This window comes from Acidovorax sp. BoFeN1, assembly GCF_003345135.1.
GTDB classification, from domain to species: Bacteria; Pseudomonadota; Gammaproteobacteria; order Burkholderiales; family Burkholderiaceae_C; genus Acidovorax; species Acidovorax defluvii.
Genome location: NZ_QOZT01000011.1, coordinates 43,832 through 67,663, shown reverse-complemented (window position 1 = coordinate 67,663; position 23,832 = coordinate 43,832). Strand labels below are relative to the sequence as shown.

At 62.3% G+C, this 23,832-nt stretch carries 23 protein-coding genes; 1 reads left to right on the top strand and 22 read right to left on the bottom strand.

The window, feature by feature from the left end; translation table 11 throughout:
• Positions 1-2: 2 nt before the first annotated feature.
• From DTW89_RS04665 to DTW89_RS04625, 9 genes are all read right to left on the bottom strand, one after another.
• Positions 3-587, bottom strand: coding sequence for a DUF1016 N-terminal domain-containing protein (locus DTW89_RS04665; protein ID WP_114655092.1), 585 nt, complete (start codon positions 585-587; stop codon positions 3-5).
• 75 nt (positions 588-662) lie between these two features.
• Positions 663-1,073 carry a nucleotidyltransferase domain-containing protein gene (locus DTW89_RS04660; protein ID WP_114655073.1) on the bottom strand — a complete coding sequence of 137 codons (411 nt, stop codon included), beginning with the start codon at positions 1,071-1,073 and terminating at the stop codon, positions 663-665.
• A 2-nt stretch (positions 1,074-1,075) separates the two neighbouring features.
• Complete coding sequence (locus DTW89_RS04655) at positions 1,076-1,495, bottom strand: nucleotidyltransferase substrate binding protein (protein WP_114655072.1); 420 nt, start codon at positions 1,493-1,495, stop codon at positions 1,076-1,078.
• Positions 1,492-2,622, bottom strand: a complete 1,131-nt coding sequence (locus DTW89_RS04650; protein WP_114655071.1) for a DegT/DnrJ/EryC1/StrS family aminotransferase — start codon at positions 2,620-2,622, stop codon at positions 1,492-1,494. Before DTW89_RS04650 ends, DTW89_RS04655 begins: the two co-directional genes overlap by 4 nt.
• 4 nt (positions 2,623-2,626) lie before the next feature.
• Positions 2,627-3,208 (bottom strand): acyltransferase, encoded by a 582-nt coding sequence (locus DTW89_RS04645; protein ID WP_114655070.1) that lies wholly within the window; start codon positions 3,206-3,208, stop codon positions 2,627-2,629.
• Complete coding sequence (locus DTW89_RS04640) at positions 3,205-4,170, bottom strand: Gfo/Idh/MocA family oxidoreductase (protein WP_114655069.1); 966 nt, start codon at positions 4,168-4,170, stop codon at positions 3,205-3,207. Before DTW89_RS04640 ends, DTW89_RS04645 begins: the two co-directional genes overlap by 4 nt.
• A 4-nt stretch (positions 4,171-4,174) precedes the next feature.
• A complete protein-coding gene (locus tag DTW89_RS04635; RefSeq protein ID WP_114655068.1) occupies positions 4,175-5,479 on the bottom strand; it encodes a nucleotide sugar dehydrogenase in 1,305 nt (434 codons plus the stop codon).
• The gene (locus DTW89_RS04630; RefSeq protein ID WP_114655067.1) at positions 5,473-7,407 is read right to left on the bottom strand and encodes a polysaccharide biosynthesis protein; all 1,935 of its coding nucleotides are present in this window, start codon (positions 7,405-7,407) and stop codon (positions 5,473-5,475) included. The genes DTW89_RS04635 and DTW89_RS04630 overlap by 7 nt, the downstream gene beginning before the upstream one ends.
• Before the next feature lie 4 nt (positions 7,408-7,411).
• A complete protein-coding gene (locus tag DTW89_RS04625; RefSeq protein ID WP_114655066.1) occupies positions 7,412-8,050 on the bottom strand; it encodes an LON peptidase substrate-binding domain-containing protein in 639 nt (212 codons plus the stop codon).
• A 77-nt stretch (positions 8,051-8,127) separates the two neighbouring features.
• On the opposite strand from DTW89_RS04625, the gene DTW89_RS04620 reads away from it, so the two are divergent.
• On the top strand, positions 8,128-8,679 hold the full coding sequence (locus tag DTW89_RS04620) for a YggT family protein (RefSeq protein ID WP_114655065.1): 552 nt from the start codon (positions 8,128-8,130) through the stop codon (positions 8,677-8,679).
• Between the two features lie 104 nt (positions 8,680-8,783).
• Here the strand turns inward: DTW89_RS04620 and accD are convergent, their stop codons facing one another.
• The 13 genes from accD to DTW89_RS04555 form a co-directional block, all read right to left on the bottom strand.
• Complete coding sequence (gene accD, locus DTW89_RS04615; protein WP_114655064.1) at positions 8,784-9,656, bottom strand: acetyl-CoA carboxylase, carboxyltransferase subunit beta; 873 nt, start codon at positions 9,654-9,656, stop codon at positions 8,784-8,786.
• 114 nt (positions 9,657-9,770) lie between these two features.
• Positions 9,771-10,580, bottom strand: a complete 810-nt coding sequence (gene trpA, locus DTW89_RS04610) for a tryptophan synthase subunit alpha (protein ID WP_114655063.1) — start codon at positions 10,578-10,580, stop codon at positions 9,771-9,773.
• Positions 10,577-11,860, bottom strand: a complete 1,284-nt coding sequence (gene trpB, locus DTW89_RS04605; protein ID WP_114655062.1) for a tryptophan synthase subunit beta — start codon at positions 11,858-11,860, stop codon at positions 10,577-10,579. The genes trpA and trpB overlap by 4 nt, the downstream gene beginning before the upstream one ends.
• Positions 11,838-12,599, bottom strand: a complete 762-nt coding sequence (locus DTW89_RS04600; protein ID WP_114655091.1) for a phosphoribosylanthranilate isomerase — start codon at positions 12,597-12,599, stop codon at positions 11,838-11,840. The genes trpB and DTW89_RS04600 overlap by 23 nt, the downstream gene beginning before the upstream one ends.
• A gap of 14 nt (positions 12,600-12,613) precedes the next feature.
• Entirely contained in the window at positions 12,614-13,483 is an 870-nt protein-coding gene (gene truA / locus DTW89_RS04595; RefSeq protein WP_114655061.1) for a tRNA pseudouridine(38-40) synthase TruA, read from the bottom strand.
• Entirely contained in the window at positions 13,483-16,053 is a 2,571-nt protein-coding gene (locus tag DTW89_RS04590; protein ID WP_236637028.1) for a FimV/HubP family polar landmark protein, read from the bottom strand. Before DTW89_RS04590 ends, truA begins: the two co-directional genes overlap by 1 nt.
• 281 nt (positions 16,054-16,334) lie before the next feature.
• Complete coding sequence (asd, locus tag DTW89_RS04585) at positions 16,335-17,465, bottom strand: aspartate-semialdehyde dehydrogenase (protein WP_114655059.1); 1,131 nt, start codon at positions 17,463-17,465, stop codon at positions 16,335-16,337.
• Between the two features lie 329 nt (positions 17,466-17,794).
• Positions 17,795-18,865 carry a 3-isopropylmalate dehydrogenase gene (leuB, locus tag DTW89_RS04580; RefSeq protein WP_114655058.1) on the bottom strand — a complete coding sequence of 357 codons (1,071 nt, stop codon included), beginning with the start codon at positions 18,863-18,865 and terminating at the stop codon, positions 17,795-17,797.
• Positions 18,866-18,953: 88 nt separating this feature from the next.
• On the bottom strand, positions 18,954-19,604 hold the full coding sequence (gene leuD / locus DTW89_RS04575) for a 3-isopropylmalate dehydratase small subunit (RefSeq protein WP_114655057.1): 651 nt from the start codon (positions 19,602-19,604) through the stop codon (positions 18,954-18,956).
• Between the two features lie 9 nt (positions 19,605-19,613).
• Positions 19,614-19,739 carry an entericidin A/B family lipoprotein gene (locus tag DTW89_RS04570; protein ID WP_008903921.1) on the bottom strand — a complete coding sequence of 42 codons (126 nt, stop codon included), beginning with the start codon at positions 19,737-19,739 and terminating at the stop codon, positions 19,614-19,616.
• A gap of 11 nt (positions 19,740-19,750) precedes the next feature.
• Positions 19,751-21,172 carry a 3-isopropylmalate dehydratase large subunit gene (gene leuC, locus DTW89_RS04565; RefSeq protein WP_114655056.1) on the bottom strand — a complete coding sequence of 474 codons (1,422 nt, stop codon included), beginning with the start codon at positions 21,170-21,172 and terminating at the stop codon, positions 19,751-19,753.
• A gap of 36 nt (positions 21,173-21,208) precedes the next feature.
• Positions 21,209-22,147, bottom strand: coding sequence for a LysR family transcriptional regulator (locus tag DTW89_RS04560; protein WP_024814423.1), 939 nt, complete (start codon positions 22,145-22,147; stop codon positions 21,209-21,211).
• Between the two features lie 244 nt (positions 22,148-22,391).
• Positions 22,392-23,756: an MBL fold metallo-hydrolase gene (locus tag DTW89_RS04555; protein ID WP_114655090.1), complete on the bottom strand. Its 1,365-nt coding sequence runs from the start codon at positions 23,754-23,756 to the stop codon at positions 22,392-22,394.
• Positions 23,757-23,832: the final 76 nt, after the last annotated feature.

Genomic DNA, 23,832 nt, shown 5'->3' with positions numbered 1-23,832 from the left:
GTTCAGCATTCGCCAATAAAGGTGGTGAGTTGGGCTGGGTGACGCAGCGAATCATGGCATTGCTCTTTGCTATAAAAACACCAGCTGTTCGCCCTTGTTGGATGGTGCTTCCAGGTTTTTTTGGAGATGGCGGTGTGCTCGAACAACATCAAGTTGATGCGCTCTTGCAATTGGCGCACGCTCCAGCATTCGAGACGGCAGATTTCAAGATAGAAGTCGCTTTTGAGTGGGGCGTCGATGTAAATCAGAGCCTTCAGATGAGACCAGGTCAATTTTCTCCACACCGTAGAGAGAATCTGCTCATCCGCAAAAACCTCCGCCAACCGCAGGCAGTGGCGCAACTGCTGCTCGCTCCAGCCCTTGCCAAAGTCCGCTGTCAGTTGCCGTGCCAGTTCTGCCTCCACCTGCTTGCCGTATTGGCCCCGCTGCCCTTGCAGCAGCTCGGCGCTGATGCGGCGCTCGATATGCCAGTAAAGCTGGGTGAGTTCGGCATTGACCGCGCTGGCCACCCGCAGGCGCGCCGCATGAATCAGCTGGCGTACCCGGGCAAACAGAGGTTCGGGCAACGGCTGGGGTTGTGTGTGCATGGTGGGCTTTTGCCGTGCAGTCAACGCAGGCTGGGAAGCGTTAATGGGCGAGGCTGTGTTGTTTTGCTGCGATATTTATAGCTGCTCGCGCTTGTTGCATAAGGTTTTGAGTGTTATTGAGCCATTATTTTTTACGGGCTGCTTGAAGCCGGTGCGCAGGCCGTGCGCGGGGCTCACAGGTTGTTCATAAAACGGGGTGCCGATTCTGCGAATGTGGTCGATCAGCTCCAGGTTGTCTATGTGGTGCAGCAGGGATAAGTCCACCGTCCAGGGCAGGAGCAAGTCGTCGATCTGGTTTTCTATGGCCAGCAGGTCGGACAGCCCCAGGGTGGGGGCCTGGATGCTCAGGTCAATGTCTGAACCTGGCCGGTAGTTGCCCTTGGCGCGTGAGCCGTAGAGCAGCACGCTTTGGATGGCTGGGTATTGGCTGAATATGCCGCATAGTTTTGCGATGACATCTTCAGGCAAGCCATAGAGTTTTGGCATGTTCAGTCTGCCTTGCCTTGCATGTCGACTTCGAATTTCTCAAACAGCGGGTGGTAGCTGCGCAGAATTTTTTCGCAGATTTCATTGGCCACCGATTCGTTGTAGGTGTGCGATGTCTGGTTACGGCTTTTGATCATTTCCATCCAGCCTTCGCCGTCGGTGATGAGCCCGTTCTTGAAGGCGCTGCGGATGGCGTCGCGCGAGCCGCTGATTTCCGGGTTGCCCTGGTACAAGAAATAGTCTTTCATCACCTGCCAGGCCAGTTCAAAGACGAATTCAAAGGCTTGGATGAGACCTTGTTTTTCCAGGTCGGACAAAGGCCGGGCGGCTGCCAGTTGCACTGCGCTGACTAGGCGCTGGCGCGCCTTGTGGTAGCTGGCCAGGCGTTGTTGCCAGCGGATGTCGGTGGGGGTGGTGGTCATGGGCGGCTTGAGTTTCTGTTGAGTATCACTTGCACGATGCGGGCAATGCTGTCTTTATCCAGATAGGGGTGCGTGGGGAGGCTCAGCACCCGCTGCGCCAGTGCATCGCCCACCGACAGTTGGGCAGCGGGGTCGGCCACAGCGGGTTGCCGGTTCAGCGGAATGGGGTAGTGCACGGCGGTGGGGATGCCAGCTGCTTTGAGTTTTTCTTGCACTGCATCGCGGTTATTGACCCGGATGGTGTATTGCGCCCAGGCGCTGGTGTTGTGGGGTTCGATATAGGGAGTGGTGATGTTCTCGCCCTCACCCCCACCCCCGCCCTCTCTCGGAGGGGGGGGGAGTAATGCAGCGTAGCGCTCGGCCACTTGCTGGCGCAGGGCCATTTCTTCGTCGAAGATGCTCAGTTTGGTCAGCAATATGGCGGCTTGCAGGGTGTCGAGCCGACTGTTCACGCCCACGCGCACATGGTGGTAGCGCCGGTCCTGGCCGTGGCGGGCTATCTGGCGCAACGCGGTTGCCAGGGTGTCGTCATTGGTAAAAATAGCGCCGCCGTCGCCGTAGCAGCCTAGGGGTTTGCTGGGGAAGAAGCTGGTGCAGGCAATGGTTGAAAGGCTGCAGCTTTTGCGACCTTTGTAGGTGGCGCCAAAGCTTTGGGCTGCGTCTTCAATGACCGGTATGCCGTGTTGGGCGGCAATGGCGTTGATGGCGTCAAAGTCGGCGCATTGGCCATACAGGCTCACGGGGATGATGGCTTTGGTACGCGGCGTGATGGCGGCTTGCAGCAATGCCGGGTTCAGGTTGTAGGTGCGCGGGTCAATGTCCACATATACCGGTTTGGCGCCCAGCAGCGCCACGGTTTCTGCGGTGGCAATGTAGGTAAAGCCGGGGGTGATGACTTCATCGCCGGGGCCTATGCTCAGTGCCATCTGGGCAATTTGCAGGGCATCGGTGCCGTTGGCCACGGTGATGCAGTGTTTGGCGCCGGTGTAGGCGGCCAGCTTTTCTTCCAGCTCGACCACTTCGGGGCCCAGGATGTATTGGCCGTGCTGCAGCACGCGGGCAATGGCTGCATCCAGCTGAACCTTGATGCGGGCTTGCTGGGCTTTGAGGTCGATAAATTCAATCATGGCCTTATGCCGATAGCCTGATGACAGACGCTCCGTTCAATGCGTAGCGGGCGCCCGTGTGGGGGCAGGTTGCTTCGGACTCACCATGCAGGGGCAGGTCGAGTTGCTCGCCATATTCACTCATCCAACCAATCTGACGGGCTGGCACGCCCACCACAAGGGCGTATGCAGGCACGTCTTTGTTGACCACAGCGCCTGCGCCGATGAAGGCGTATTCACCCACGGTGGCGCCGCAAACGATGGTGCAGTTGGCGCCCAGGGTAGCGCCCTTTTTGACCAGCGTGTTGCGGTATTCGTTCTTGCGCTCGATGAGCGCGCGGGGGTTATGAACGTTGGTGAAAACCATGCTGGGGCCGCAAAAAACGCCTTCTTCAAGCGTGACGTTGTCGTAAATACTGACGTTGTTCTGGATCTTGCAGTCGTCGCCAATCACCACCTTGTTGCCCACAAACACGTTTTGTCCGAGGGAAACGTTGTTTCCGATACAGGCACCACCACAGACATGAGTCCAGTGCCAGATGCGCGAGCCCTCGCCGATGTGCGCGCCGTCATCGACGATAGCGCTGGGGTGAATGGTGATGCTCATGGATGCGGGCCGCGCCGGGCGAGCTGTGCCACAAACGGGTGTACTTCGCCCAGTGAGCCCGTTTGCAGTGTGGCGTTGCGAATGGTATGAACGGTTTCGATGCAGTGGCGCGCATCTTCCAGGCCATAACCCCGGCTCGCCAGGATTTGCTGGTAACTGGTGGTGTGCAGGTCGGTAAAGCCTTCAGAGAATTCAAGCTGTTCACCACTGACGTCAATGCTGCGGTAGGTTGGTTTTTTGCCTTGCACTTCCGGGGGCAGGTCGCTTGCGTCGATGGATAGAAACCAGCGCACGCGCGCTCGTTCATATTCTAGGTAGCCGCCCGCTTTGTCTGCCTGGCTGTAATGCACATCGTTGCGCTGGAGCGCACCAAAAATGAAGTGCAGCATGTCGAAAAAATGCACGCCGATGTTGGTGGCCACCCCGAACGATTTGCGTGGGTCGCCTTTCCAACTGGCGGCATACCATTTGCCGCGTGACGTGATGTACGTAAGATCTACATCAAATTTGGTGTCTTGCGGCGCGTTGGCGACCTTGTTGCGCAATTGCACGATGGCATCGTGGTGGCGCAGTTGCAAGATGTTGTAAACGCGCTGGCCGGTTTCTTTTTCAACCCTCGTCAGTTCGTTGATCAGCTCAGGCGTGGGTACCAGGGGCTTTTCGCAAATAACATTGCAGCCCAGTCGCAGCCCGGCAGCAATGTGCGCGTGGTGCAAATGGTTGGGGGAGCACACCGCCACATAGTCCAGTGCCTGGGCGGGTGAACGTTTGAGTGTTTGCGAATGCTCGTAAAAACACTCGAAGTCGGTGAAGAAATCTGCATCAGGCGCCAGGCTGTCGATGATGCCCACCGAGTCGTTCACGTCGTAGGCGGCGCTCAGGCGGTTGCCGGTGTCTTTGATGGCGCGCATGTGGCGCGGGGCGATGTACCCGGAGGCTCCAATCAGTGCAAAATTTTTCATGGGGTCAGAGTCGGTAAACGGTGAACCCTGCATGAGCCAATTCGTCGCGGTCATACAGCGACTTGATGTCTGCCAGCACAGGAGTGGGGTGGCGGCAGTACGAGCGCAGCTGTCTGGGGTTCAGGGCTCGGTAGCTATTGTGGCCAACTGCCACAATCAGGGCATCCACTGGATGGAGATCATCCACAGTGCCGAGTGTCAGGTTGTACTCGTGTTGCACCTCCCGTGCATCGGCGATGGGATCGGTGACGACCACGTCCATGCCCCAGGCCTGCAGTTCATTGACGAGGTCAATTACCTTGCTGTTGCGAATGTCCGGGCAGTTCTCTTTAAAGGTGATGCCGAGCACGCCCACTTTGCAGCGAGGCGCATCCATGCCGGCACGCAACATCATCTTTACCGTGTTGCGTGCCGCGTAGGCTGCCATGTTGTCGTTGATTCGACGGCCAGCCAGGATGATTTGTGGGTGGTATCCCACCTGTTCGGCCTTGTGGGTAAGGTAGTAAGGGTCCACACCGATGCAGTGCCCGCCGACCAAGCCAGGGCGAAATGGGATGAAGTTCCACTTGCTGCCTGCAGCTTCGAGTACGTCCAGGGTGTCGATGTCCAGCCGGTTGAAAAGGATGGAGAGTTCGTTCATCAATGCGATGTTCAGGTCGCGCTGAGTGTTCTCTATCACTTTGGCTGCTTCTGCCACCTTGATGCTGCGTGCCTTGTAAGTGCCTGCCGTGATGATGCGGCGGTAGAGCTGGTCGACCGCCTCGGCTGCTTCGGGGGTGCTACCACTGGTGATCTTGCGGATGTGCGTGAGTGTGTTGACTTTGTCACCAGGGTTGACGCGTTCGGGGCTGTAGCCGCAAAAGAAATCCTGGTTAAAGCGCAGGGCTGAAGCTTGTTCAAGAACCGGCACGCAAACTTCTTCTGTAACGCCCGGATACACGGTGGATTCATAGATCACCAAGGTGTTTTTGCGAAGAGCGCGGCCCACCGTCTGGCTGGCGCGAATGAGCATGGAGAGGTCTGGCCGATTGGCTGAATCGACGGGGGTGGGAACCGTCACGATGAAAATGTTGCAGTCCTGCAGGTCCTCGGGGTTGGTCGTGTATTGCAGCAGCTGTGCGGCCTGTAGTTGGTCTGCCGATGCTTCATGCGTGCGGTCATACCCCCATGCCAACTCGTCGACACGTTGCTGCAATGTGTCAAAGCCGATTACCGGCAACATTTTTCCAAATTCCACGGCCAGTGGGAGGCCCACGTAACCCAGGCCGATGATGGCAATTCTTGGGGAGGCTGTTGGTAAAGTCAGCATGGTGGGCGTGTCATTTCCGGGTGATAGCCAACTACGAGTTGGGCAAGTAAGTGCCTTATGCGCATTTCGTCGTTGTTCTTGGCCGCGTCATGCAGTGCTTGCAGCAAGGCATTTAGGTCGGCCCACGCGAGGTATTCTTCCCGCGCTCTCAGGATACGCGGATGCGCGGTGGGCAACGGATTGTCACCAATAAGCAATTCTTCGTAGAGTTTTTCGCCAGGGCGCAGGCCGGTGAACTCGATGGCGATGTCAGCGCCCGGGTGCTGCACGTCACGCACTGTCAGGCCAGACAGCGTCACCATGCGCCGTGCCAGGTCCACGATGCGGATGGGCTCGCCCATATCGAGCAAGAACAGGTCGCCGCCTTCGGCCATGGCGCCGGCTTGTAGCACCAGTTGCGCGGCTTCAGGGATGGTCATGAAGTAGCGGGTCACTTCAGGATGCGTGACCGTTACCGGGCCACCAGCGGCAATCTGGCGGCGGAACAGCGGGATCACGCTGCCACTCGAGCCCAGCACGTTGCCGAATCGCACCATCGAAAACCGCGTTGGACATCGCCATGGATCTTGCGGTATGGGCTGCCGAGAGGGAAATGGGGTATAGGTTGCCGCCGTGATGGCTTGCAGGATCATTTCTGCCACGCGCTTGCTCGCGCCCATCACATTGGTGGGGCGCACGGCCTTGTCGGTAGAGATGAGTACGAAGTGCTCCACCTGGTGCTCCAGGGCTGCACGCACCATGTTGAGTGTGCCAAAGACGTTATTGCAAATGCCTTCGCCCATATTGGCCTCCACCATGGGCACATGCTTGTAAGCGGCGGCATGGTAGATGGATGCAGGGCGATAAATGCTGCAAATCTCTGCGATGCGGTGGGCATTGGTTACGCTGGCCAGCAGCGGCACCAAAGTGCATTGGGTGATGCCCTGTTGAACGAGAGCCTGCAGTTCTTGGTGGATGTTGTAAAGCGCGAACTCGCTGTGGTCCACCAGCAGCAGCCGGTCGGGGTTTTCTGCTGCAATCTGGCGACACAACTCGCTGCCTATGCTGCCACCTGCGCCAGTGACCATGATCACCTTGCCTGCCAGGTTGCGGCGCAATAGTTCGGGGTTGGCCACTACAGGTTCTCGGCCCAGCAGGTCTTCAATGTCCAGGTCCTGAAACTCGGTGATGGTGACCCGGCCACTGGCCAAGTCGGTTAGCCCGGGCAAGGTGCGAATGCGCACCGGTAACTCGCGCAGGCTTTCAATAATCTCGCGCCGGCGCTGGCGCGTTGCGCTGGGCAGGGCCAGCAATACATCGGTGACGCCAAGGCGATCAATGATGTGGGGTAGCTCGTGAGGCGCATGGACGCGGGTGCCGTTGATGCTGCGCCCGACCTTGGCAGCGTCGTCGTCGACAAACCCTTGTAACTGGTACTGATGGGTTCCTCCAAGGCCGGCCGCTGTCTGCGCGCCTGCGCTTCCGGCACCGTAAATCAGCAAACGATTTGGTGCCGAGTCAGGACGGCCCCTGAGCCAAAGCCAGCCCAGAGCACGACTGGTGCCAATCATCAGCAACAGAATCAGCGGTTGCAAAATACCCACGCTTCGGGGCACGCCCTCCCATTGCACACTGAGCAATATGGACAAAAGAACGGCGCCGTAGATTGCCACCGCTTTGCCTGTCGTTAGCAGTGCCGTGATACCTGTATAGCGAAATATGGCGCGGTATAGCCCCTGTTTCATCAGAATTGGGAAGGCCAGCAGAGGTGCCATGGCATAAACCGGCCATTGCAGGCCTTCGGGCCAATGCAAAGTGTCCAGCCGCAAACTGAAAGCGAGCCACATGGCCAGAATGCCCATGCAGACGTCCATAACCACGACAAACAGCCGCTTGACGGAGCGCGGCCATTCCAGAACGTGGTGCAATAAATAGCGGTTTTGGGGCATTCAGCTAGGAAGGCGAAATTCCTGTGCGTTCCAGCACATCCCCCACCAGTTCCAGTCGGACCAAGGGGTTGTCGAGTTCCATCAGCCGCTGCTTGAGTTCCAGGGGAATGGGCAGCAGTTCGCACCAGCGGTTGGCGACCCAGCCGCAGTCGTTCAGCTGGGCGGGGGTGGGGTGCACGGCCGTGCCGGAGCCGGTGTCGCGTTCGCGCAAGGATGCCAGCACCTGGGCCAAGGTTGTCGCGGTGGTCAGAAGGTCCTCGGGAATGGACACCGCAAGGTCTGTGGCCAGTTGCTCCACATCGGCAATCCACAGGCCGTGCGGCAAATGCCTGCGCTCTGTGATGCGAAAACGCTGGCTGCCGCGGCACAGCAGGGTGATCAGTCCGGGTTGCGGGTTGTCGAGCTTTTCGATGACCGCCAGGGTTCCGATGTCGTGAAATCGCTCATCGGGTGCGCCGGCCTGTCGCACCTCGTGGCCCTGTGTGAGCGTCACCACACCAAACGGAGCGCCAGCATGGTGGCATTTGCGCACCATGTCGAGGTAGCGCACCTCGAACACGCGCAACGCCAGCACTCCGTCTGGAAACAGCACGGAATTGAGCGGAAACAGCGGAAGGGATGACAGGGTGAGGGGTTGTGTCATGGGCGAAGCTCTTCGGTCGCTATCATCCCATGGCGCAGTCTGCTTTCGTACCCGGTCCACTCCAATTTGTCTCATCCATGCTCTACCAGATCGCCTCTTTCCTGCTCGATGTCGTTGGTGGCCTGTTGACCGGGGCGTGTCTGCTGCGTTTGTACATGCAGTGGCAGCGGGTGCCGTTCTCCAATCCGATTGGCGGGCTGGTGTTTGCACTCACTGACTGGCTGGTCATGCCGCTGCGGCGCGTGATCGCGCCGGTGGGTCGCTGGGACCTCTCCAGTCTGGTTGCAGCTGTGTTGTTGCAATTTGTCCAGTATTTTTTGCTGTGGCTGATTCTGGGTGCCGGTGCCGCCTGGGCGTGGCTGCCCTGGCTGGCGCTTTTTGGCCTGGTGCGGGTGGCCATCTCGGGGCTGATTGGTTTGCTGATTGTCCATGCGGTCATGTCATGGATGTCGACCCGCTCGCCGATTGCGGACGTGGTGGCACGTTTGTGTGCACCGGTGCTGCGGCCGTTTCAGCGCATTATTCCGCTGGTCGGCGGGGTGGATTTATCGCCGCTGGCCGTGCTGGTGTTGCTGCAGGTTGCCATGATCATCCTGGGGCACCTGCAAGCAGGCGTGCTGCAGGGGTGAGGGTGATTTTGTGCCAAATCAGCATGCAGCCCTTATCCAGTAAGCACAGCATGCTATTTATTTGATAGTAATTCCGTCGGCAGCCGAGCAGCGGCCGCACGGCTTTACACGACGGCGTCGGCAGGCAGGCGCTGCAGCATGGCCAGGCTGATGGCCACGGTGTTGCGCAGTTCGCGGCGGTCGCAGATGAAGTCCACGGCGCCCTTGGTCTGCAGGAATTCGGCGCGCTGAAAACCCTCTGGCAGCGTCACACGCACGGTGGATTCGATCACGCGCGGGCCGGCAAATCCGATCAGGGCCTTGGGTTCGGCGATGACGATGTCGCCCACAAAGGCAAAACCAGCGCTCACGCCGCCCATGGTGGGGTCGCTCAGCACGCTGATGAAGGGCAGGCCTTTTTTGGCCAGGCGGGTGAGTGCGGCATTGGTCTTGGCCATCTGCATGAGCGACAGCAGCCCCTCCTGCATGCGCGCGCCGCCCGTGGCGGTAAAGCACAGGAAGGGTACCTTCTGATCGATGGCGGTTTCGACGCCGCGCACAAAGCGCTCGCCCACCACGCTGCCCATGCTGCCGCCCATGAAGTCAAATTCGAAGCAGGCCGCCACCAGGTTGATGCTTTTGACCGCACCGCCCATGACGATGAGGGCGTCGGTCTCGCCCGTGTTTTCCAGGGCTTCCTTCAGGCGCTCGGGGTACTTGCGGCTGTCCTTGAACTTGAGCGCATCCACGGGCAGCACTTCCTGGCCGATTTCGTAGCGGCCTTCCGGGTCGAGGAAGGCGTTCAGCCGCGCCCGCGCGCCGATGCGGTGGTGATGGCTGCAGTGTGGGCAGACGTTCTGGTTTAGCTCCAGGTCGGCCTTGTAGAGCACGGTTTCGCAGCTCGGGCACTTGATCCACAGACCTTCGGGCACCTGGCGGCGCTCGGTGGGGTCGGTTTGCTGGATTTTGGAGGGCAGAAGTTTTTCGAGCCAGGACATGGTGTTCTCCTCTTCGGTGGCACGGCCTCGGCCCGGAGTCGGTGGGCATTCGTGGGCAGGCCGGAGTGAATCTGTGGCGCGCTGCCTATTGGTGGAGGCGCGCGCCGGGCTGCATTATGCGTCGAGCGCTTTGCGCACGCCACGCATGAAGTCGATGGTAATGGGCACCACTTTGGCGTGCTCCTGGTCTTCAATCAGCTGGATGATGCGGCTGCCGATCACCACCGCATCGGCCACCTTGCCAATCGCCTGGGCGGTGGCCGCATCACGGATGCCGAAGCCCACGCCCACGGGGATGTGCACATGCTGGCGGATGCGGGGCAGCATCTGTTCGACTGCAGTGGTGTCCAGCGCGCCCGAACCCGTAACGCCCTTGAGCGATACGTAATACACATAGCCGCTGGCCACCCGCGCCACCTGCGCCATGCGCTCGTCGGTGCTGGTGGGGGCGAGTAAAAAGATCAGGTCCATGCCATGCGCGCGCAGGCTGGCGGCAAAGGCTTCGCATTCTTCGGGTGGGTAGTCCACGATGAGCACGCCATCAACGCCTGCCGCGGCCGCATCGCGCACAAAGGCGCCCTGGCTGTGAATCTGGTCGTAGCGTTCCACGGGGTTGGCATAGCCCATCAGCACCACGGGCGTGGTGCTGTTGCGCTTGCGGAATTCGCGCACATGGTCCAGCACCTGAACCATGCCGATACCCAGACCCAAAGCTTTTTCACCCGCTTTCTGGATGACAGGGCCGTCGGCCATGGGGTCGGAAAACGGCACACCCAGCTCGATCACGTCGGCCCCGGCATCCACCATGCCGTGCATGAGCGCGGGGGTGATATCGGCAAACGGAAAGCCTGCGGTCACATAGGGAATCAGCGCCGTGCGGCCCTGCGCCTTAAGTGCGGAAAAAGTGGATTCGATGCGGCTCATTTGACCACCTTGACGGGTTGCTCGCCGCCCTTGACGGACTGCCCCTGGCAGCTGGGGCGGCAATAAAAATCGGCGCCACTGAGGTCGGCCACGGTGCCAATGTCCTTGTCGCCACGGCCCGAGAGGTTGACCAGGATGGACTGGTCTGCGCGCATGGTTTTGGCCAGCTTCATGGCGTAGGCCACGGCGTGGCTCGATTCGAGCGCCGGGATGATGCCTTCGGTGCGGCACAGGTAGTGGAAGGCGTCGAGCGCTTCCTTGTCGGTGATGCCCACATATTCGGCACGACCGATTTCCTGCAGCCACGCGTGCTCGGGGCCCACGCCGGGGTAGTCGAGGCCCGCGCTCACGCTGTGGGTTTCAGTGATCTGGCCATTGGCGTCCTGCAGAATGAAGGTGCGGTTGCCATGCAGCACGCCCGCGCTGCCCTTTTGCAGCGATGCCGAGTGCTTGCCCGATTCCAGCCCTTCGCCGGCCGCCTCTACGCCGATCAGGCGGGTCTTTTCAAACGGAATGTAGGGATGAAAAATTCCCATGGCGTTGCTGCCGCCACCCACGCAGGCCACCACCACATCGGGTTGCTCGGTGGCGGCCTTCTGGGCGGCCAGCATTTCGGGCATCTGCTCGATGCATTCCTTGCCGATAACGCTCTGGAAGTCGCGCACCATCATGGGGTAGGGGTGAGGGCCCGCCACCGTGCCGATGATGTAAAAAGTGTTGTCCACATTGGCCACCCAGTCGCGCATGGCTTCATTCAACGCGTCTTTCAGGGTTTTGCTGCCCGATTCCACGGGCACCACGGTGGCGCCCAGCAGTTTCATGCGGTACACGTTGGGGCTTTGGCGCTTCACATCCTCGGCGCCCATGTACACCACGCATTCCAGTCCATAGCGCGCACAGATGGTGGCCGTGGCCACACCGTGCTGGCCGGCACCGGTTTCGGCAATGATGCGCGGCTTGCCCATGCGCTTGGCCAGCATGGCCTGGCCGATCACGTTGTTGATCTTGTGGGCGCCGGTGTGGTTGAGGTCTTCGCGCTTGAGATAAATCTGCGCGCCGCCCGTTTCGCGACTGGTGCGGGCAGCGTGGTAGACCGGCGAAGGGCGGCCAACGAAGTGCTTGAGTTCGTAGTGAAACTCGGCCAGAAACGCGGGGTCGTTCTGGTAGCGGGCGTAGGTCTCGCGCAGTTCCTGGATGGCGTGGGTCAGGGTTTCGCTGACAAAGCTGCCGCCGTAGGGGCCGAAGTGGCCCGAGGGATCAGGGTGCTGGTAGGAATTCATGGGGATTCTTTGCAAGTTGTGCATCGGCCGCACGCACGGCGGCTACGAAGCGATGGATCTTGTCGGCGTCCTTGATGCCCCGCTGGGGGTGGCCATCGGGGCCATCGGCCTCGACGCCGGAGCTGACATCAACGGCCAGCGTGGTGCAACGCGGGCGTACTTGCAGAATGCCATCGGTCACGTTTGCAGGCGTGAGTCCACCAGACAAAACGAGATGAGAGGCTACGCTTGGTGGAAGGAGTGACCAATTGAATGCCTTGCCGCCGCCGCCGTAACCGTCGACATGGGCGTCGAGCAGAATGGCTTGGGCTTTCGAGTAATCATGGGCGTATTTTACGAGGTCGAACCGTGCCGCACCGTCGCCAAGGGGAATGCGCGCGGCGCGAAGGAACGGCCGGGCGCCACCCAAGGTGGCGGCCAGACATTCCGCCGGCGTTTCGTCACCGTGAAATTGGATGGTAGCGCCCGCCAGCAAAGCGCTAGCAGCTATGATATTTGAAGCGGACTCGTTGACAAACAACAACACCGGGGTGACAAACGGCGGCAGGCGCGAGGCCAGTTCGGCAGCCCTTTGCGGCGTAACGGCACGAGGGCTGGGCGCATACAGCACGAAACCGATGGCATCCGCGCCTGCGGCAACGGCAGCGTCAACATCCTGTTCGCGTGTCAGGCCGCAAATCTTGATGCGGGTGCGAATGCAGGGGAGGGGAAGTGGCTTTTCGGACGACGGGCTGCTCATGGTGATGATGGTGCTCAGGGCAGCCAATCATACGCAGCCGTGCGGTGGGGCAGGCCCCAATGGGGTTCGTAGACCGGCCCCTGAAAATACAGGCCGTCGGGCGAAAAGGTGGGTGCCGCAGCGTCGCGTGAGCGCGCAGCCAGCACTTCGCCGATCCATTGCGGTGGTTTTTTTCCCTGCCCCACGGCAATCAGGCACCCCATGATGTTGCGAATCATGTGGTGCAAAAAAGCGTTGGCTTCAAATTCGAAGCGCCAGTAACAGGGCGCGAAGCCTTCTGGCGGCGCGGCCATGCTGGATGGCGTGCGGGTGATCTCGATGCGCTGCAGCGTCTTGACGGGTGACTTGGCCTGGCAAGCCGAAGCCCGGAACGAGGTGAAATCGTGTTCGCCCAACAGCTGTTGCGCTGCCTGCAGCATCGCAGCATGGTCGAGTGGGTAGAAAACCCAGCCCACACGGCCCGCATCCACGCTGGGCCGCACGGGCGACTGCAGCAGCACATAGGCATAGCGCCGCGCAATGGCGCTTGCGCGTGCGTGAAAGCCATCGGGCACCGGCTGCGCCCATTGCACCGCAATATCCGCTGGCAAAAAGGTGTTGGTGCCTCGCACCCAGGACGACGCTGGGCGTTGGAGTGGCGTGTCGAAGTGCACAACCTGCATGAGACCGTGCACCCCCGCGTCGGTGCGGCCCGCGCACAAGGTGCTGACCCGGTGCGTAGCAAAGCGGCCCAAGGCCGCTTCAAGATGATCCTGGATCGTGTTGCCAGACAGCTGGCTTTGCCAGCCGCTGTAGCGCTGGCCGTTGTAGCTGACCCCCATGGCCACCCTGGAGAGGTGGGCAGGGGCAGTGTCTTGCGGTGCGGGCGGGTTGTCCGGCTGCATCAGCCCAGGTCGGCCAGCATTCGCTGGGCGCGGGCCTTGAGCGCTCCCGACGACTCGGCGACCACTTCTTCGACCAGGGTGCGGGCCCCATCGGTGTCGCCAATGGCATTGAACTCTTGCGCCAGTGCCAGTTTGGTGGCCAATGGGTCATCCGCAGCGGCCTCGACGCCGATGTCTGCTGCGGCCAGCGCCGCTGCAGGAGGCAGCGCGGCAGGTTTGGCAGGTGCGCCCAAATCCAGCGTCAAGTCACCCAGGTCAAATTCCATGGGGGCGGTTTCCAGGGGCGCTGAACTGGTGCTGGTTGTCAGCGGCATGGCACCGGACGGGAGCATGGTGAGGTCATCGGAGCTTGGAAAGTCCAGGTCTGCCATTGCAGGCAACCCGACGTCAGGGGCTGCCGCCACGGTAGACTGCTCGGTGGGCAGCGATGGGGGCAGATCCAGTTGCGGAAGCGCAGATGATTCAACGTTGCTGGTGCTGTAGCCAGCGTCCACTTCACTGGCGGCGGTGGCCGTGGCCGCTGCTGCAGCAAAACCACCGGGGGCGGCTGGCGCCTCGCTCAGTGCGTCTTCAGGCAAATCCAGATCCAGGTCAAGATCCAGGTCCGGGGGCAGCGTGGTTGCTGCTGCCATGGCGCTGCCCGCCAAACCGGCAGTGGATGCGGCGGTGGCATCGCTCAGGAGCGCACCAGGACGTCCGCCAGGCTGGTACAGCGGGTTTTCCTGATCCAGGTCGCGGCCCAGTTCAGCTACGCGGGTCCAGTCCGGGCCTTCGCCCTGGGTGAGCTTGAAAACGTCACCGGCCACGACCTCCAGTGCCTTGCGGTCCTGCCGCTTGGCATAGATCTCGGCCAGCTTGACATGTACCGATACGCGGGCCGGGTTGTGGCGAATGGCCTCCTTGAGGATCTCCTCGGCCTGCAGATCGCGTCCATACGCCAGGTACACGTCGGCTTCGGCCACAGGGTCCACGTCACCGCCAGCGTCGAGCTGGCTGGGGGAGTAGGCCATGGATGAGCCTGTGGTCATCTCGCTCTTGGCGGTGTCCACTTTCTGGCCGCCGCTGGCGCCAAAGAAAGAGTCGGGCTGAGCGCGGCTGTCCATGAAGGAGCTGTCAACACCGGCATTGGCACGGCGCCGTTGTACGACACGGTAAGCGCCGTAACCGCCCAGTGCGATCAAGGCGAGAAGCCCTCCGGCCGGCACCAGGGGGTCTTCCATCAGGTCCGACAGGAAGCTTGGCTCAGGGGCTGGCGCTGGCGGCGGGGCAGGCGTGGGAGCTGGTGCCGCGACAGGGGCAGAGGCTGGTGCCGCTGCTTCAGCAGGAACGACTGGATCGGAGGCCGCTGCTTCCGGTACTGCGGGGGCGCTCGCCGTGGGCGATGCCGCCACGGCAACTGGCTCGGAAGCGGCAGGCTGGGCAGGTATCGCTGCTGGTGTTGCCACTGCCACAGCGCCTGGCGCGGAGGCCGTGGCTGCAGGCGCGCCGACGGGCGCAGACGCAGCGCTGATCTTGTTCAGCTCATCAATGTTCTTGGACAGTTCGGCCATGCGGGCGGATGCTTCGCTGGCTTGCTTGTCCTTGGCCAGTTGGTCTTCTGCCGCCTTCTGGCCCGTGATGGCGCCCTTGGACAGGGTGAGTTTGTCGGGTGCAGCCGTAGCGGGTTTCTTGTCTTCGACGCGCGCTTGCACTGTGCCGCTGGCAGAGCGCTCTGCAGCCGCCACTTCGGCGGTGGGGGCTGCTGCCGCGAGCTTGCGGCGGAAAGCGTTGAAATCGCGGCTTTGTGCCGCCAGAACCTGGCGTGCTTCGCCCACTGGCGTGGCCAATGCAGTGGCCTCGTCAGGCATTTGCAGCACGGCGCCGGCCTTGACCCGGTTGACGTTGCCCTGGATGAAGGCGTCAGGGTTGGCGCGCATCAGTGCCACCAGCATCTGGTCCAGCGACACGCTGGCAGGGCGGTAGGCGTTGGCCAGGCGGCCAGCCGTATCGCCCGGCTGTACGGTGACGCCATCGGCAGGAGCGGTGCGCGGGCTCGCGGCAGGGGTATTGCGGGGAGGCGTGCTAGCCGGTGCCGCCGACACGCGCGGGGCAGCGCCAGCCTGGGCTTTTGCCGAAGGGACTGAAATTTGTGGTGCTGCGGTAACCGTGGGCGCCGCGCGGCGCAATGCCGGTGGGTCAAACAGCATGGTGTAGCTGCGCACGATATGGCCGCTGCCCCATGTGGCGTCGAGCACCAGGTCCACGAACGGGTCGTTGACGGGGCGGTCGCTGGACAGGCGCAACACGGCAGTGCCATCAGGCCGCCGCTGCAGTTGCATCCGCAGGTTGTTCACCGCCGGGTTGAACTCCATGCCCTGGGCCCGAAAGACTTCGGGTGACGCCGTTGTGGCGCGCAGGGTGTCGGCCTCTGCCGGTGTGATCTGGGGCAGGTCGATTTCGGCGCGCAATGGCTCGCCGAGAGCAGATTGCACCGTAATGTGACCCAGAGCCAGGGCGTATGCATCGTCGGCATGGAAACCGGTCAATGCGACGGCCGCAGCCGCCAGGACAGAAAATTTCCAACGATGCATGTGTGCCATCAAATGTGTTTGTGCGGCTCGGTCGAGCGGCGTTGTTCTTCTCATGGTCTGGTCCCGCCCCGGCGCGTGAAAATGTGTAAAAAGCACCATAGCAGCAATGTTTTGCACTGACAAGCTGACGTGGTGTGGAAGCTTTGAGCGAGGTGTCGCCGCCCTGTTTTTGGGGTTAAATTGTTGCCAAATGCCAACGCCGCGTAACCGGGTGTTTCCGTCGACCAGGCATAAAAAAGCGCGCTACAGCGTGTGCTGCGCGCGCCTGGGGGCTGGGCAGATCAGGCGTCCAGCAGAATCCGCAGCATGCGGCGCAGGGGTTCAGCGGCGCCCCACAGCAGCTGGTCGCCGATGGTGAAGGCACCCACGTACTCAGGGCCCATGGCCAGCTTGCGGATGCGGCCCACGGGAATGGTCATGGTGCCGGTCACGGCGACGGGGGTCAGGTCCTTGATGGTGGCCTCGCGCGTGTTGGGCACCACTTTCACCCACTGGTTGTCGGCAGCGATCATGGCCTCGATGTCAGCCACGGGCACGTCCTTCTTGAGCTTGAAGGTCAGGGCCTGGCTGTGGCAGCGCATGGCACCCACGCGCACGCAGAAGCCATCGACCGGTATGGCGGCAGAGTCAAAGCCTTCACCCATGCCCAGAATTTTGTTGGTCTCGGCCATGCCCTTCCACTCTTCCTTGGACATCCCGTTGCCCAGGTCTTTGTCGATCCAGGGGATCAGCGAGCCACCCAGCGGCACGCCGAAGTTGGCGGTTTCGGCGGCGCTCAAGCTGCGCTGCTTGGCGATGACCTTGCGGTCAATTTCCAGGATGGCGCTCTTGGGGTCGTCGAGCAGGGCCTTCACTTCGGCGTTCAGCGTGCCGTACTGCGTGAGCAGCTCGCGCATGTGCTGTGCGCCACCGCCCGATGCGGCCTGGTAGGTCTGGGTGCTCATCCATTCGACGAGGCCCGCCTTGTACAGCGCGCCCACGCCCATCAGCATGCAGCTCACCGTGCAGTTGCCGCCGATCCAGTCCTTGCCGCCATTCGCCAGGGCGTTCTTGATGACCGGCATGTTCACCGGGTCGAGCACGATGACGGCGTTCTTTTCCATGCGCAGGGAGGATGCGGCGTCGATCCAGTGGCCGTTCCAGCCGGCGGCGCGCAGTTTGGGATACACCTCGTTGGTGTAGTCGCCGCCCTGGGCGGTGATGATGATGTCGCAGCGCTTCAAGGCGTCGATGTCGAATGCGTCTTGCAGCGTGGTTTCGTTTCGGGCCTGTGCCGGGGCCTTGCCGCCTGCGTTCGAGGTGGAGAAGAACAGGGGTTCGATCAGATCGAAGTCTTTTTCCTGCACCATGCGGTCCATCAGGACCGAGCCGACCATGCCGCGCCAGCCGACCAAACCTACCAACTTGCTCATTTCAACGCCCTTTCAAAGTAAGAAACAGTGCCAGACCAGACTGTTTTGCCCCGGCTCGTCTGGCCAGGGAGGGCGCACGACGATACTTGGGCTGGATCAGCCCTTAATGGTCGTGGTTTTGGTGGTGATTGCGCGCGCGGCTGCACCGGCCTGGGCGGCGGATGCGGTGTTCAGGGCGAACGGGCGGGCGACAAACATGGGTGCAGATTGTAGCGGATGGCGGCTTTGCGCCCGCTGACGGTGGTCGGTGTGTTTCGGCGTAAGAGCCGTGCATGAAAAAGGGCGGCACCTGGCCGCCCTTGATAAATGCCTGCGCCTGGAGGGCAGGTTTATGCCAGCGCCTTCACCACCGCATCGCCCATCTGCGCGGTGCCCACCTTGGTGGTGCCTTCGCTGTAGATGTCGGGCGTGCGCAACCCTTGCGCCAGCACCTTTTGCACGGCGGCTTCGATGCGCTGGGCGGCGGCTTCCTGGTTCAGGCTGAAGCGCAGCATCATGGCAGCCGAGAGGATGGTGGCCAGCGGGTTGGCCACACCCTTGCCCGCGATGTCGGGGGCGCTGCCGTGGCTGGGTTCGTACAGGCCCTGGCCTTTGCTGTTCAGGCTGGCCGAGGGCAGCATGCCGATCGAGCCGGTGAGCATGGAGGCTTCGTCGGAGAGGATGTCGCCGAACATGTTGCCGGTGACCACCACGTCAAACGTCTTGGGCGCCTTGACGAGCTGCATGGCGGCGTTGTCCACGTACATGTGCTGCAGTTCCACGTCGGGGTACTGCTGGCCCACCTCGGTGACCACGTCCTTCCAGAACTGGAAGGTCTCCAGCACGTTGGCCTTGTCCACGCTGGTGACCTTTTTGCTGCGCTTGCGCGCGGCCTGGAAGGCGACGTGGGCAATGCGCTCGATCTCGGGCTTGCTGTAGCGCATGGTGTCATACGCTTCCTCGGCACCGGGGAAGTGGCCGTCGGTGGCCACGCGGCGGCCGCGTGGTTGGCCAAAATAGATGTCGCCCGTCAGCTCGCGGATGATGAGGATGTCGAGGCCCGCAATCAGCTCGGGCTTGAGGCTCGACGCCCCCACCAGTTGCTCGTAGCAGATGGCGGGCCGGAAGTTGGCAAACAGCCCCATGTTCTTGCGCAGGCCCAGAATGGCTTGCTCGGGGCGCAGCGGGCGGTCCAGCTTGTCGTATTTCCAGTCGCCTACCGCGCCGAACAGCACGGCGTCGGCATCCATGGCGAGCTTCAGGGTGGATTCGGGCAGCGGGTGGCCATGGGCCTCGTAGGCGGCGCCGCCTACGAGGGCGGATTCCATCTCGAACGGGAGCTCCAGCGCTTCCAGAACCTTGACGGCTTCGGAGACGATTTCGGTGCCAATGCCGTCACCTGGCAGAACTGCGATTTTCATTGAATTTGCTTTGATTTTGATAGCTGCTAGCGCTTATGGGTAAAGCGCTAGAGGCCAATTTAACTAATATTTTTGGTGATGCGCCGTCTTACGACACCATGGTGTGCGCCAGCCACGGCTTGGTCGCCAGGCGCTGCGCTTCAAAGGCCTTGATCTTGTCGGACTGGCGCAGGGTCAGGCCGATGTCGTCAAAGCCGTTGAGCAGGCAGTATTTGCGGAAAGCCTGCACCTCGAACGGGATCTCTTCGCCCTGCGGGCGCACGATGACCTGGCGCTCGAGGTCGATGGTGAGCTGGTAGCCGGGGAAGGCCAGCACTTCATCAAACAGCTGGGCCACCGTGGCCTCGGGCAGCACGATGGGCAAGAGGCCGTTCTTGAAGCAGTTGTTGAAGAAGATGTCGGCAAAGCTGGGCGCGATCACGGCGCGAAAGCCGTACTGGTCCAGCGCCCAGGGTGCGTGCTCGCGGCTCGAGCCGCAGCCGAAGTTCTTGCGCGCCAGCAGGATGGAGGCGCCTTGGTAGCGCGGCTGGTTCAGCACGAAGTCGGGGTTGGGCTTGCGGCTGGCGGGGTCTTGGCCGGGCTCGCCGTGGTCTAGGTAGCGCCATTCGTCAAACAGGTTCACGCCAAAGCCGGTCTTCTTGATCGACTTCAGAAACTGCTTGGGGATGATGGCGTCGGTGTCGACGTTCTCGCGGTCCATCGGGGCCACGAGGCCCTTGAGTAAGGTGAATTTCTGCATGGCGTTCTTTTACTTGGCGGCGCGCTCGAGTGCGCCTCCGGCCCGTTGAACGTCCTGGCCCACGCCCTTGACGGTGTTGCAGCCCGCCAGCACGAAAGCGGCGGACAGGGCGATGAGGGTGGCAATCTTCTTCATGGAGGTCTCCTTCAGGCAAATTGGCGAATGTCAACAAAATGGCCGTGCACGGCCGCAGCGGCGGCCATGGCGGGGCTCACGAGGTGGGTGCGGCCGCCAGCGCCCTGGCGGCCTTCGAAGTTGCGGTTGCTGGTGGATGCGCAGCGCTCGCCAGGCTCCAGGCGGTCGGCGTTCATGGCCAGGCACATGCTGCAGCCGGGCTCGCGCCACTCAAAGCCAGCGGCCACAAAAATCTGGTCCAGGCCTTCGCGTTCGGCCTGTTCCTTGACCAGGCCCGAGCCGGGCACCACCATGGCCAGCTTCACATTGCTGGCCACCTTGCGGCCCAGGTTCTTCACCACGGCGGCGGCTTCGCGCATGTCTTCGATGCGGCTGTTGGTGCAGCTGCCGATGAACACCTTGTCGATGGTGATGTCGTTGATCGCCTTGCCGGGCTGCAGGCCCATGTAGGTCAAGGCGCGCTCAATGGCGCCGCGCTTGTTGGCGTCTTTTTCCTTGTCGGGGTCGGGCACACGGGCGTCCACGCCCAGCACCATCTCGGGCGAGGTGCCCCAGGTGACCTGCGGCACGATGTCTGCCGCGTCGAGCTTCACGACGGTGTCGAATTTCGCGTCGGGGTCCGAGTGCAGCGTCTTCCAGTACGCCACAGCCTGGTCCCACTCCACGCCCGTGGGCGACAGGGGGCGGCCCTTGACGTATTCAATGGTCTTGTCGTCCACGGCCACGAGGCCCGCGCGCGCGCCGCCTTCGATGGCCATGTTGCACACGGTCATGCGGCCTTCCATGCTCATCGCGCGGAACACCGAGCCCGCGAATTCGATGGTGTAGCCCGTGCCGCCGGCCGTGCCAATCTTGCCGATGATGGCCAGCACCACGTCCTTGGGCGTCACGCCTTTGGCCAGCGTGCCGTCCACCTGCACCAGCATGTTCTTGGCCTTCTTGGCCAGCAGGGTTTGCGTGGCCATCACATGCTCGACTTCCGACGTGCCGATGCCGTGGGCCAGCGCGCCAAAGGCACCGTGGGTGCTGGTGTGGCTGTCGCCGCACACCACCGTCATGCCGGGCAGGGTGGCGCCGTTTTCCGGGCCGATCACATGCACGATGCCCTGGCGCTTGTGCATGAAGGGGAAGAACGCGGCTGGCGTGATCGTCGCCATGTTGTCGTTCAGCGTGGTGATCTGCTCTTTGCTGATCGGATCGGTGATGCCGTCGTAGCCGTTTTCCCAGCCGGTGGTGGGCGTGTTGTGGTCGGCCGTGCCCACGATGGAGCTCATGCGCCAGACCTTGCGGCCCGCCTCGCGCAGGCCCTCGAAGGCTTGGGGGCTGGTCACTTCGTGCACCAGATGGCGGTCGATGTAGAGGATGGCGGTGCCGTCTTCCTCGGTGTGGACGACGTGCTCGTCCCAGATCTTGTCGTACAGGGTGCGTCCCATGGCGGTCTCTTTTCGTGGGGGTGGATAAGTTGGATTTTAGGTGGGCGTGAAAGTGCCAGCAGCCGGGCGGATCAGGTGCTCCACCAGCAGCCGCGCGGTCACGGGCAGGGCATCGAAGTCGCGGGCCACCACACGCAGCTCGCGCTGGGCCCAGGGGTCGGTCAGGGGAATGGCTTGCAGGCGGCCCACGCCGTGCATGAGGGCAAAGGCCCGGTCGGGCAGCAGGCCCACGCCCAAGCCGTTGTCGATCATGCGGCACATGGCATCGAGCCCGGTGACCTGGATGCGCTGGCGCAGCGGGCGTCCAGCGGCAGCGGCGGCAGCGCGCATGGCCAGGCTGATGCTGCTGTTGGCGTGCAGGCCGACGATGTCCCAGTCCAGCACCTCTTCAAAATTGATAGCTGCTTGCGCAGACAGGGCGTGCGCTGCAGGCACAACCAGCACCAAATGATCGGTCCGATAGGGGCGGCTTTGCAGGTCGGCGGCGCCGGGCCCGCCGGTGTTGCAGATGCCCAGATCGGCCGCGCCTTCCTGCACAGCGTGCAGCACATCGCTGGAGAGGTGTTCTTGCAGGTCGATCTTCACCTGGCTGTGCGCGCGCGCAAAAGCGCCCAGGTCTTCGGGCAGAAACTGCACGATGGCCGAGATGTTGGCGTGCATGCGCACATGGCCGCGCACGCCTTCGGCGTATTCGCTCAGCTCGCCCTGCATGCGCTCCAGGCCAAACAGCACCGTGCGCGCGTGGTGCAACAGGCTTTCGCCCGCGGGGGTGAGCGTGACGCCCCGGCTGTGGCGGTAGAGCAGGGCGGTGTCCACAGCGGTTTCCAGGTCGGACAGCCGCTTGCTCACGGCCGATGCCGCAATGAACTCGCGCTCGGCCGCGCGGCCAATGCTGCCGAGCTCGCACACCGCCACAAACAATTGCAGCGAGGTGAGATCAATGCGGCGCGCAAAACTGCGCTCGGAGCTTTTCATGGGGCGGTGTGTAGTCTTCTTGTTTTGAGAAGACTTGCGATTTTCACCCCGATTTTTTGTGTTTGCCATCGCCAAACGCGATGGTTTTCATCGCGCAAGGGCTTAGTTTGTCAAAAAAGTGAGCTGCTTGCGCTTGCTTTTAAAGCATCTCAGAAGCTTTTATGAGTGAAAGCCAATAAAGACGAGCGCAAAGCGCTCTTTTTTTTTGAAGCATGCTGCCTGAAGCGCCTGGCTTTGTGCCCCCTCAGGCGGTCAGGGTGCTGCCGTGCTCGGGCACCGCGGCACGCCAGCGCAGTTCATGTTCGATGCGCTGGCGCAGCATGTCGGCCGCGCCCATCTCACCGTGCACCACATACACCCGGTCGGGCGCATGCCCCATGCTGCGCAGCCAGGCCAGGGTCTGGTTGGCGTCGGCGTGGGCCGAGGCAGAGGTGAGCTGCACCACTTCGGCGCGCACATCCACATCCTGCCCGTGGATGCGGGTGGTCTTTTCGCCGCTGGCAATGCGCGCGCCGCGCGTGCCCGGCGCCTGGTAGCCGGTGATGATGATCATGTTGCGGTGGTCGCCCGCATACAGCGCAAGGTGGTGCAGCACCCGCCCGCCCGTGGCCATGCCGCTGGCCGACAGGATCACCATGGGGCCGTGGCGCCGTGCCAGGGCCTTGGATTCGTCGGTGGTCTGCACCATGGTGGCCGTGTGCGAGAGGGCGTCTGCCTCGTGCGCGGTGAGCCGGTGCTCGCCTGTGTGGTGCGCAAACAGCCCGGTGGTGCTCACGGCCATGGGGCTGTCCAGAAAAACTGGCAGCGAGCGGGCGATGGTGCCCTGTTTCTTGAGCAGGTTGATGGCATGCAGCACGGCCTGCGCCCGGCCCACGGCAAACACTGGCACCACGGCCACGCCGCCGCGCTGGGACAGGCGTTGCAGGGCGGGGCCCAGCTCTTGCAGGATGTCCTCCTGCCCGTGCTGGCGGTCGCCGTAGGTGGATTCGACCAGCACGGTATCGGCCTGGGGTGGTGCCTCGGGCGGGTTCATGACCAGGTCGTCGGGCCGGCCCAGGTCGCCCGAAAAAAGGATGCGCCGCCCGCCCACTTCCAGCAGCACGCTGGCTGCACCCAGGATATGCCCGGCCGGCGTGAAGGTCACGCGCCAGCCCGGAATCGGCTCAAAGGGCTTGTGGAACGCGTGGGTGCGGAACTGCTTCATGCAGTGCTGCGCATCGAGCCGGGTGTAGAGCGGCAACGCCGGTGCGTGCTGCGAGAGTTGGTGGCGGTTGAGAAAAGCGGCATCTTCTTCCTGCAGATGGCCGCTGTCGGGCAGCAGGATGGCGCACAGGTCACGCGTGCCCGGGGTGCAGTGGATGGATTTGGTGTAGCCATCGCGAGCCAGCAGGGGCAGGTAACCGCTGTGGTCCAGGTGCGCGTGGCTCAATACCACCGCGTCAATCTGGTGCGGCGTGAGGGGCAACGGGTGCCAGTTGCGCTGGCGCAGCTGTTTGTAGCCCTGAAACAGGCCGCAATCGACCAGCATGCTGTGGCCGTTGTGGCGCACCAAATATTTCGAGCCAGTGACGGTGCTGGCGCCGCCCAGAAAGGTGATGTTGACTTCCATTGCAGTTCTCCATGCGTGCCAATGGCTGCCATCGTAGCGCGCAGGGGGGCCGCTGCCGCGGGTGGGAGCGGGCGGC

Bases quoted from the DNA above. Each gene is read 5' to 3' on its own strand.
- DTW89_RS04625 (WP_114655066.1), bottom strand. From the start codon at position 8,050: ATGACACAACCCCTCACCCTGTCATCCCTTCCGCTGTTTCCGCTCAAT.
- DTW89_RS04660 (WP_114655073.1), bottom strand. From the start codon at position 1,073: ATGCCAAAACTCTATGGCTTGCCTGAAGATGTCATCGCAAAACTATGC.
- DTW89_RS04640 (WP_114655069.1), bottom strand. From the start codon at position 4,170: ATGAAAAATTTTGCACTGATTGGAGCCTCCGGGTACATCGCCCCGCGC.
- trpB (WP_114655062.1), bottom strand. From the start codon at position 11,860: ATGAATTCCTACCAGCACCCTGATCCCTCGGGCCACTTCGGCCCCTAC.
- DTW89_RS04650 (WP_114655071.1), bottom strand. From the start codon at position 2,622: ATGATTGAATTTATCGACCTCAAAGCCCAGCAAGCCCGCATCAAGGTT.
- DTW89_RS04590 (WP_236637028.1), bottom strand. From the start codon at position 16,053: ATGCATCGTTGGAAATTTTCTGTCCTGGCGGCTGCGGCCGTCGCATTG.
- DTW89_RS04560 (WP_024814423.1), bottom strand. From the start codon at position 22,147: ATGAAAAGCTCCGAGCGCAGTTTTGCGCGCCGCATTGATCTCACCTCG.
- leuC (WP_114655056.1), bottom strand. From the start codon at position 21,172: ATGGGACGCACCCTGTACGACAAGATCTGGGACGAGCACGTCGTCCAC.
- leuD (WP_114655057.1), bottom strand. From the start codon at position 19,604: ATGCAGAAATTCACCTTACTCAAGGGCCTCGTGGCCCCGATGGACCGC.
- trpA (WP_114655063.1), bottom strand. From the start codon at position 10,580: ATGAGCCGCATCGAATCCACTTTTTCCGCACTTAAGGCGCAGGGCCGC.
- DTW89_RS04620 (WP_114655065.1), top strand. From the start codon at position 8,128: ATGCTCTACCAGATCGCCTCTTTCCTGCTCGATGTCGTTGGTGGCCTG.
- asd (WP_114655059.1), bottom strand. From the start codon at position 17,465: ATGAGCAAGTTGGTAGGTTTGGTCGGCTGGCGCGGCATGGTCGGCTCG.
- DTW89_RS04630 (WP_114655067.1), bottom strand. From the start codon at position 7,407: ATGCCCCAAAACCGCTATTTATTGCACCACGTTCTGGAATGGCCGCGC.
- DTW89_RS04600 (WP_114655091.1), bottom strand. From the start codon at position 12,599: ATGAGCAGCCCGTCGTCCGAAAAGCCACTTCCCCTCCCCTGCATTCGC.
- accD (WP_114655064.1), bottom strand. From the start codon at position 9,656: ATGTCCTGGCTCGAAAAACTTCTGCCCTCCAAAATCCAGCAAACCGAC.
- DTW89_RS04645 (WP_114655070.1), bottom strand. From the start codon at position 3,208: ATGAGCATCACCATTCACCCCAGCGCTATCGTCGATGACGGCGCGCAC.
- truA (WP_114655061.1), bottom strand. From the start codon at position 13,483: ATGCAGCCGGACAACCCGCCCGCACCGCAAGACACTGCCCCTGCCCAC.
- DTW89_RS04655 (WP_114655072.1), bottom strand. From the start codon at position 1,495: ATGACCACCACCCCCACCGACATCCGCTGGCAACAACGCCTGGCCAGC.
- DTW89_RS04555 (WP_114655090.1), bottom strand. From the start codon at position 23,756: ATGGAAGTCAACATCACCTTTCTGGGCGGCGCCAGCACCGTCACTGGC.
- DTW89_RS04635 (WP_114655068.1), bottom strand. From the start codon at position 5,479: ATGCTGACTTTACCAACAGCCTCCCCAAGAATTGCCATCATCGGCCTG.
- DTW89_RS04570 (WP_008903921.1), bottom strand. From the start codon at position 19,739: ATGAAGAAGATTGCCACCCTCATCGCCCTGTCCGCCGCTTTCGTGCTG.
- leuB (WP_114655058.1), bottom strand. From the start codon at position 18,865: ATGAAAATCGCAGTTCTGCCAGGTGACGGCATTGGCACCGAAATCGTC.
- DTW89_RS04665 (WP_114655092.1), bottom strand. From the start codon at position 587: ATGCACACACAACCCCAGCCGTTGCCCGAACCTCTGTTTGCCCGGGTA.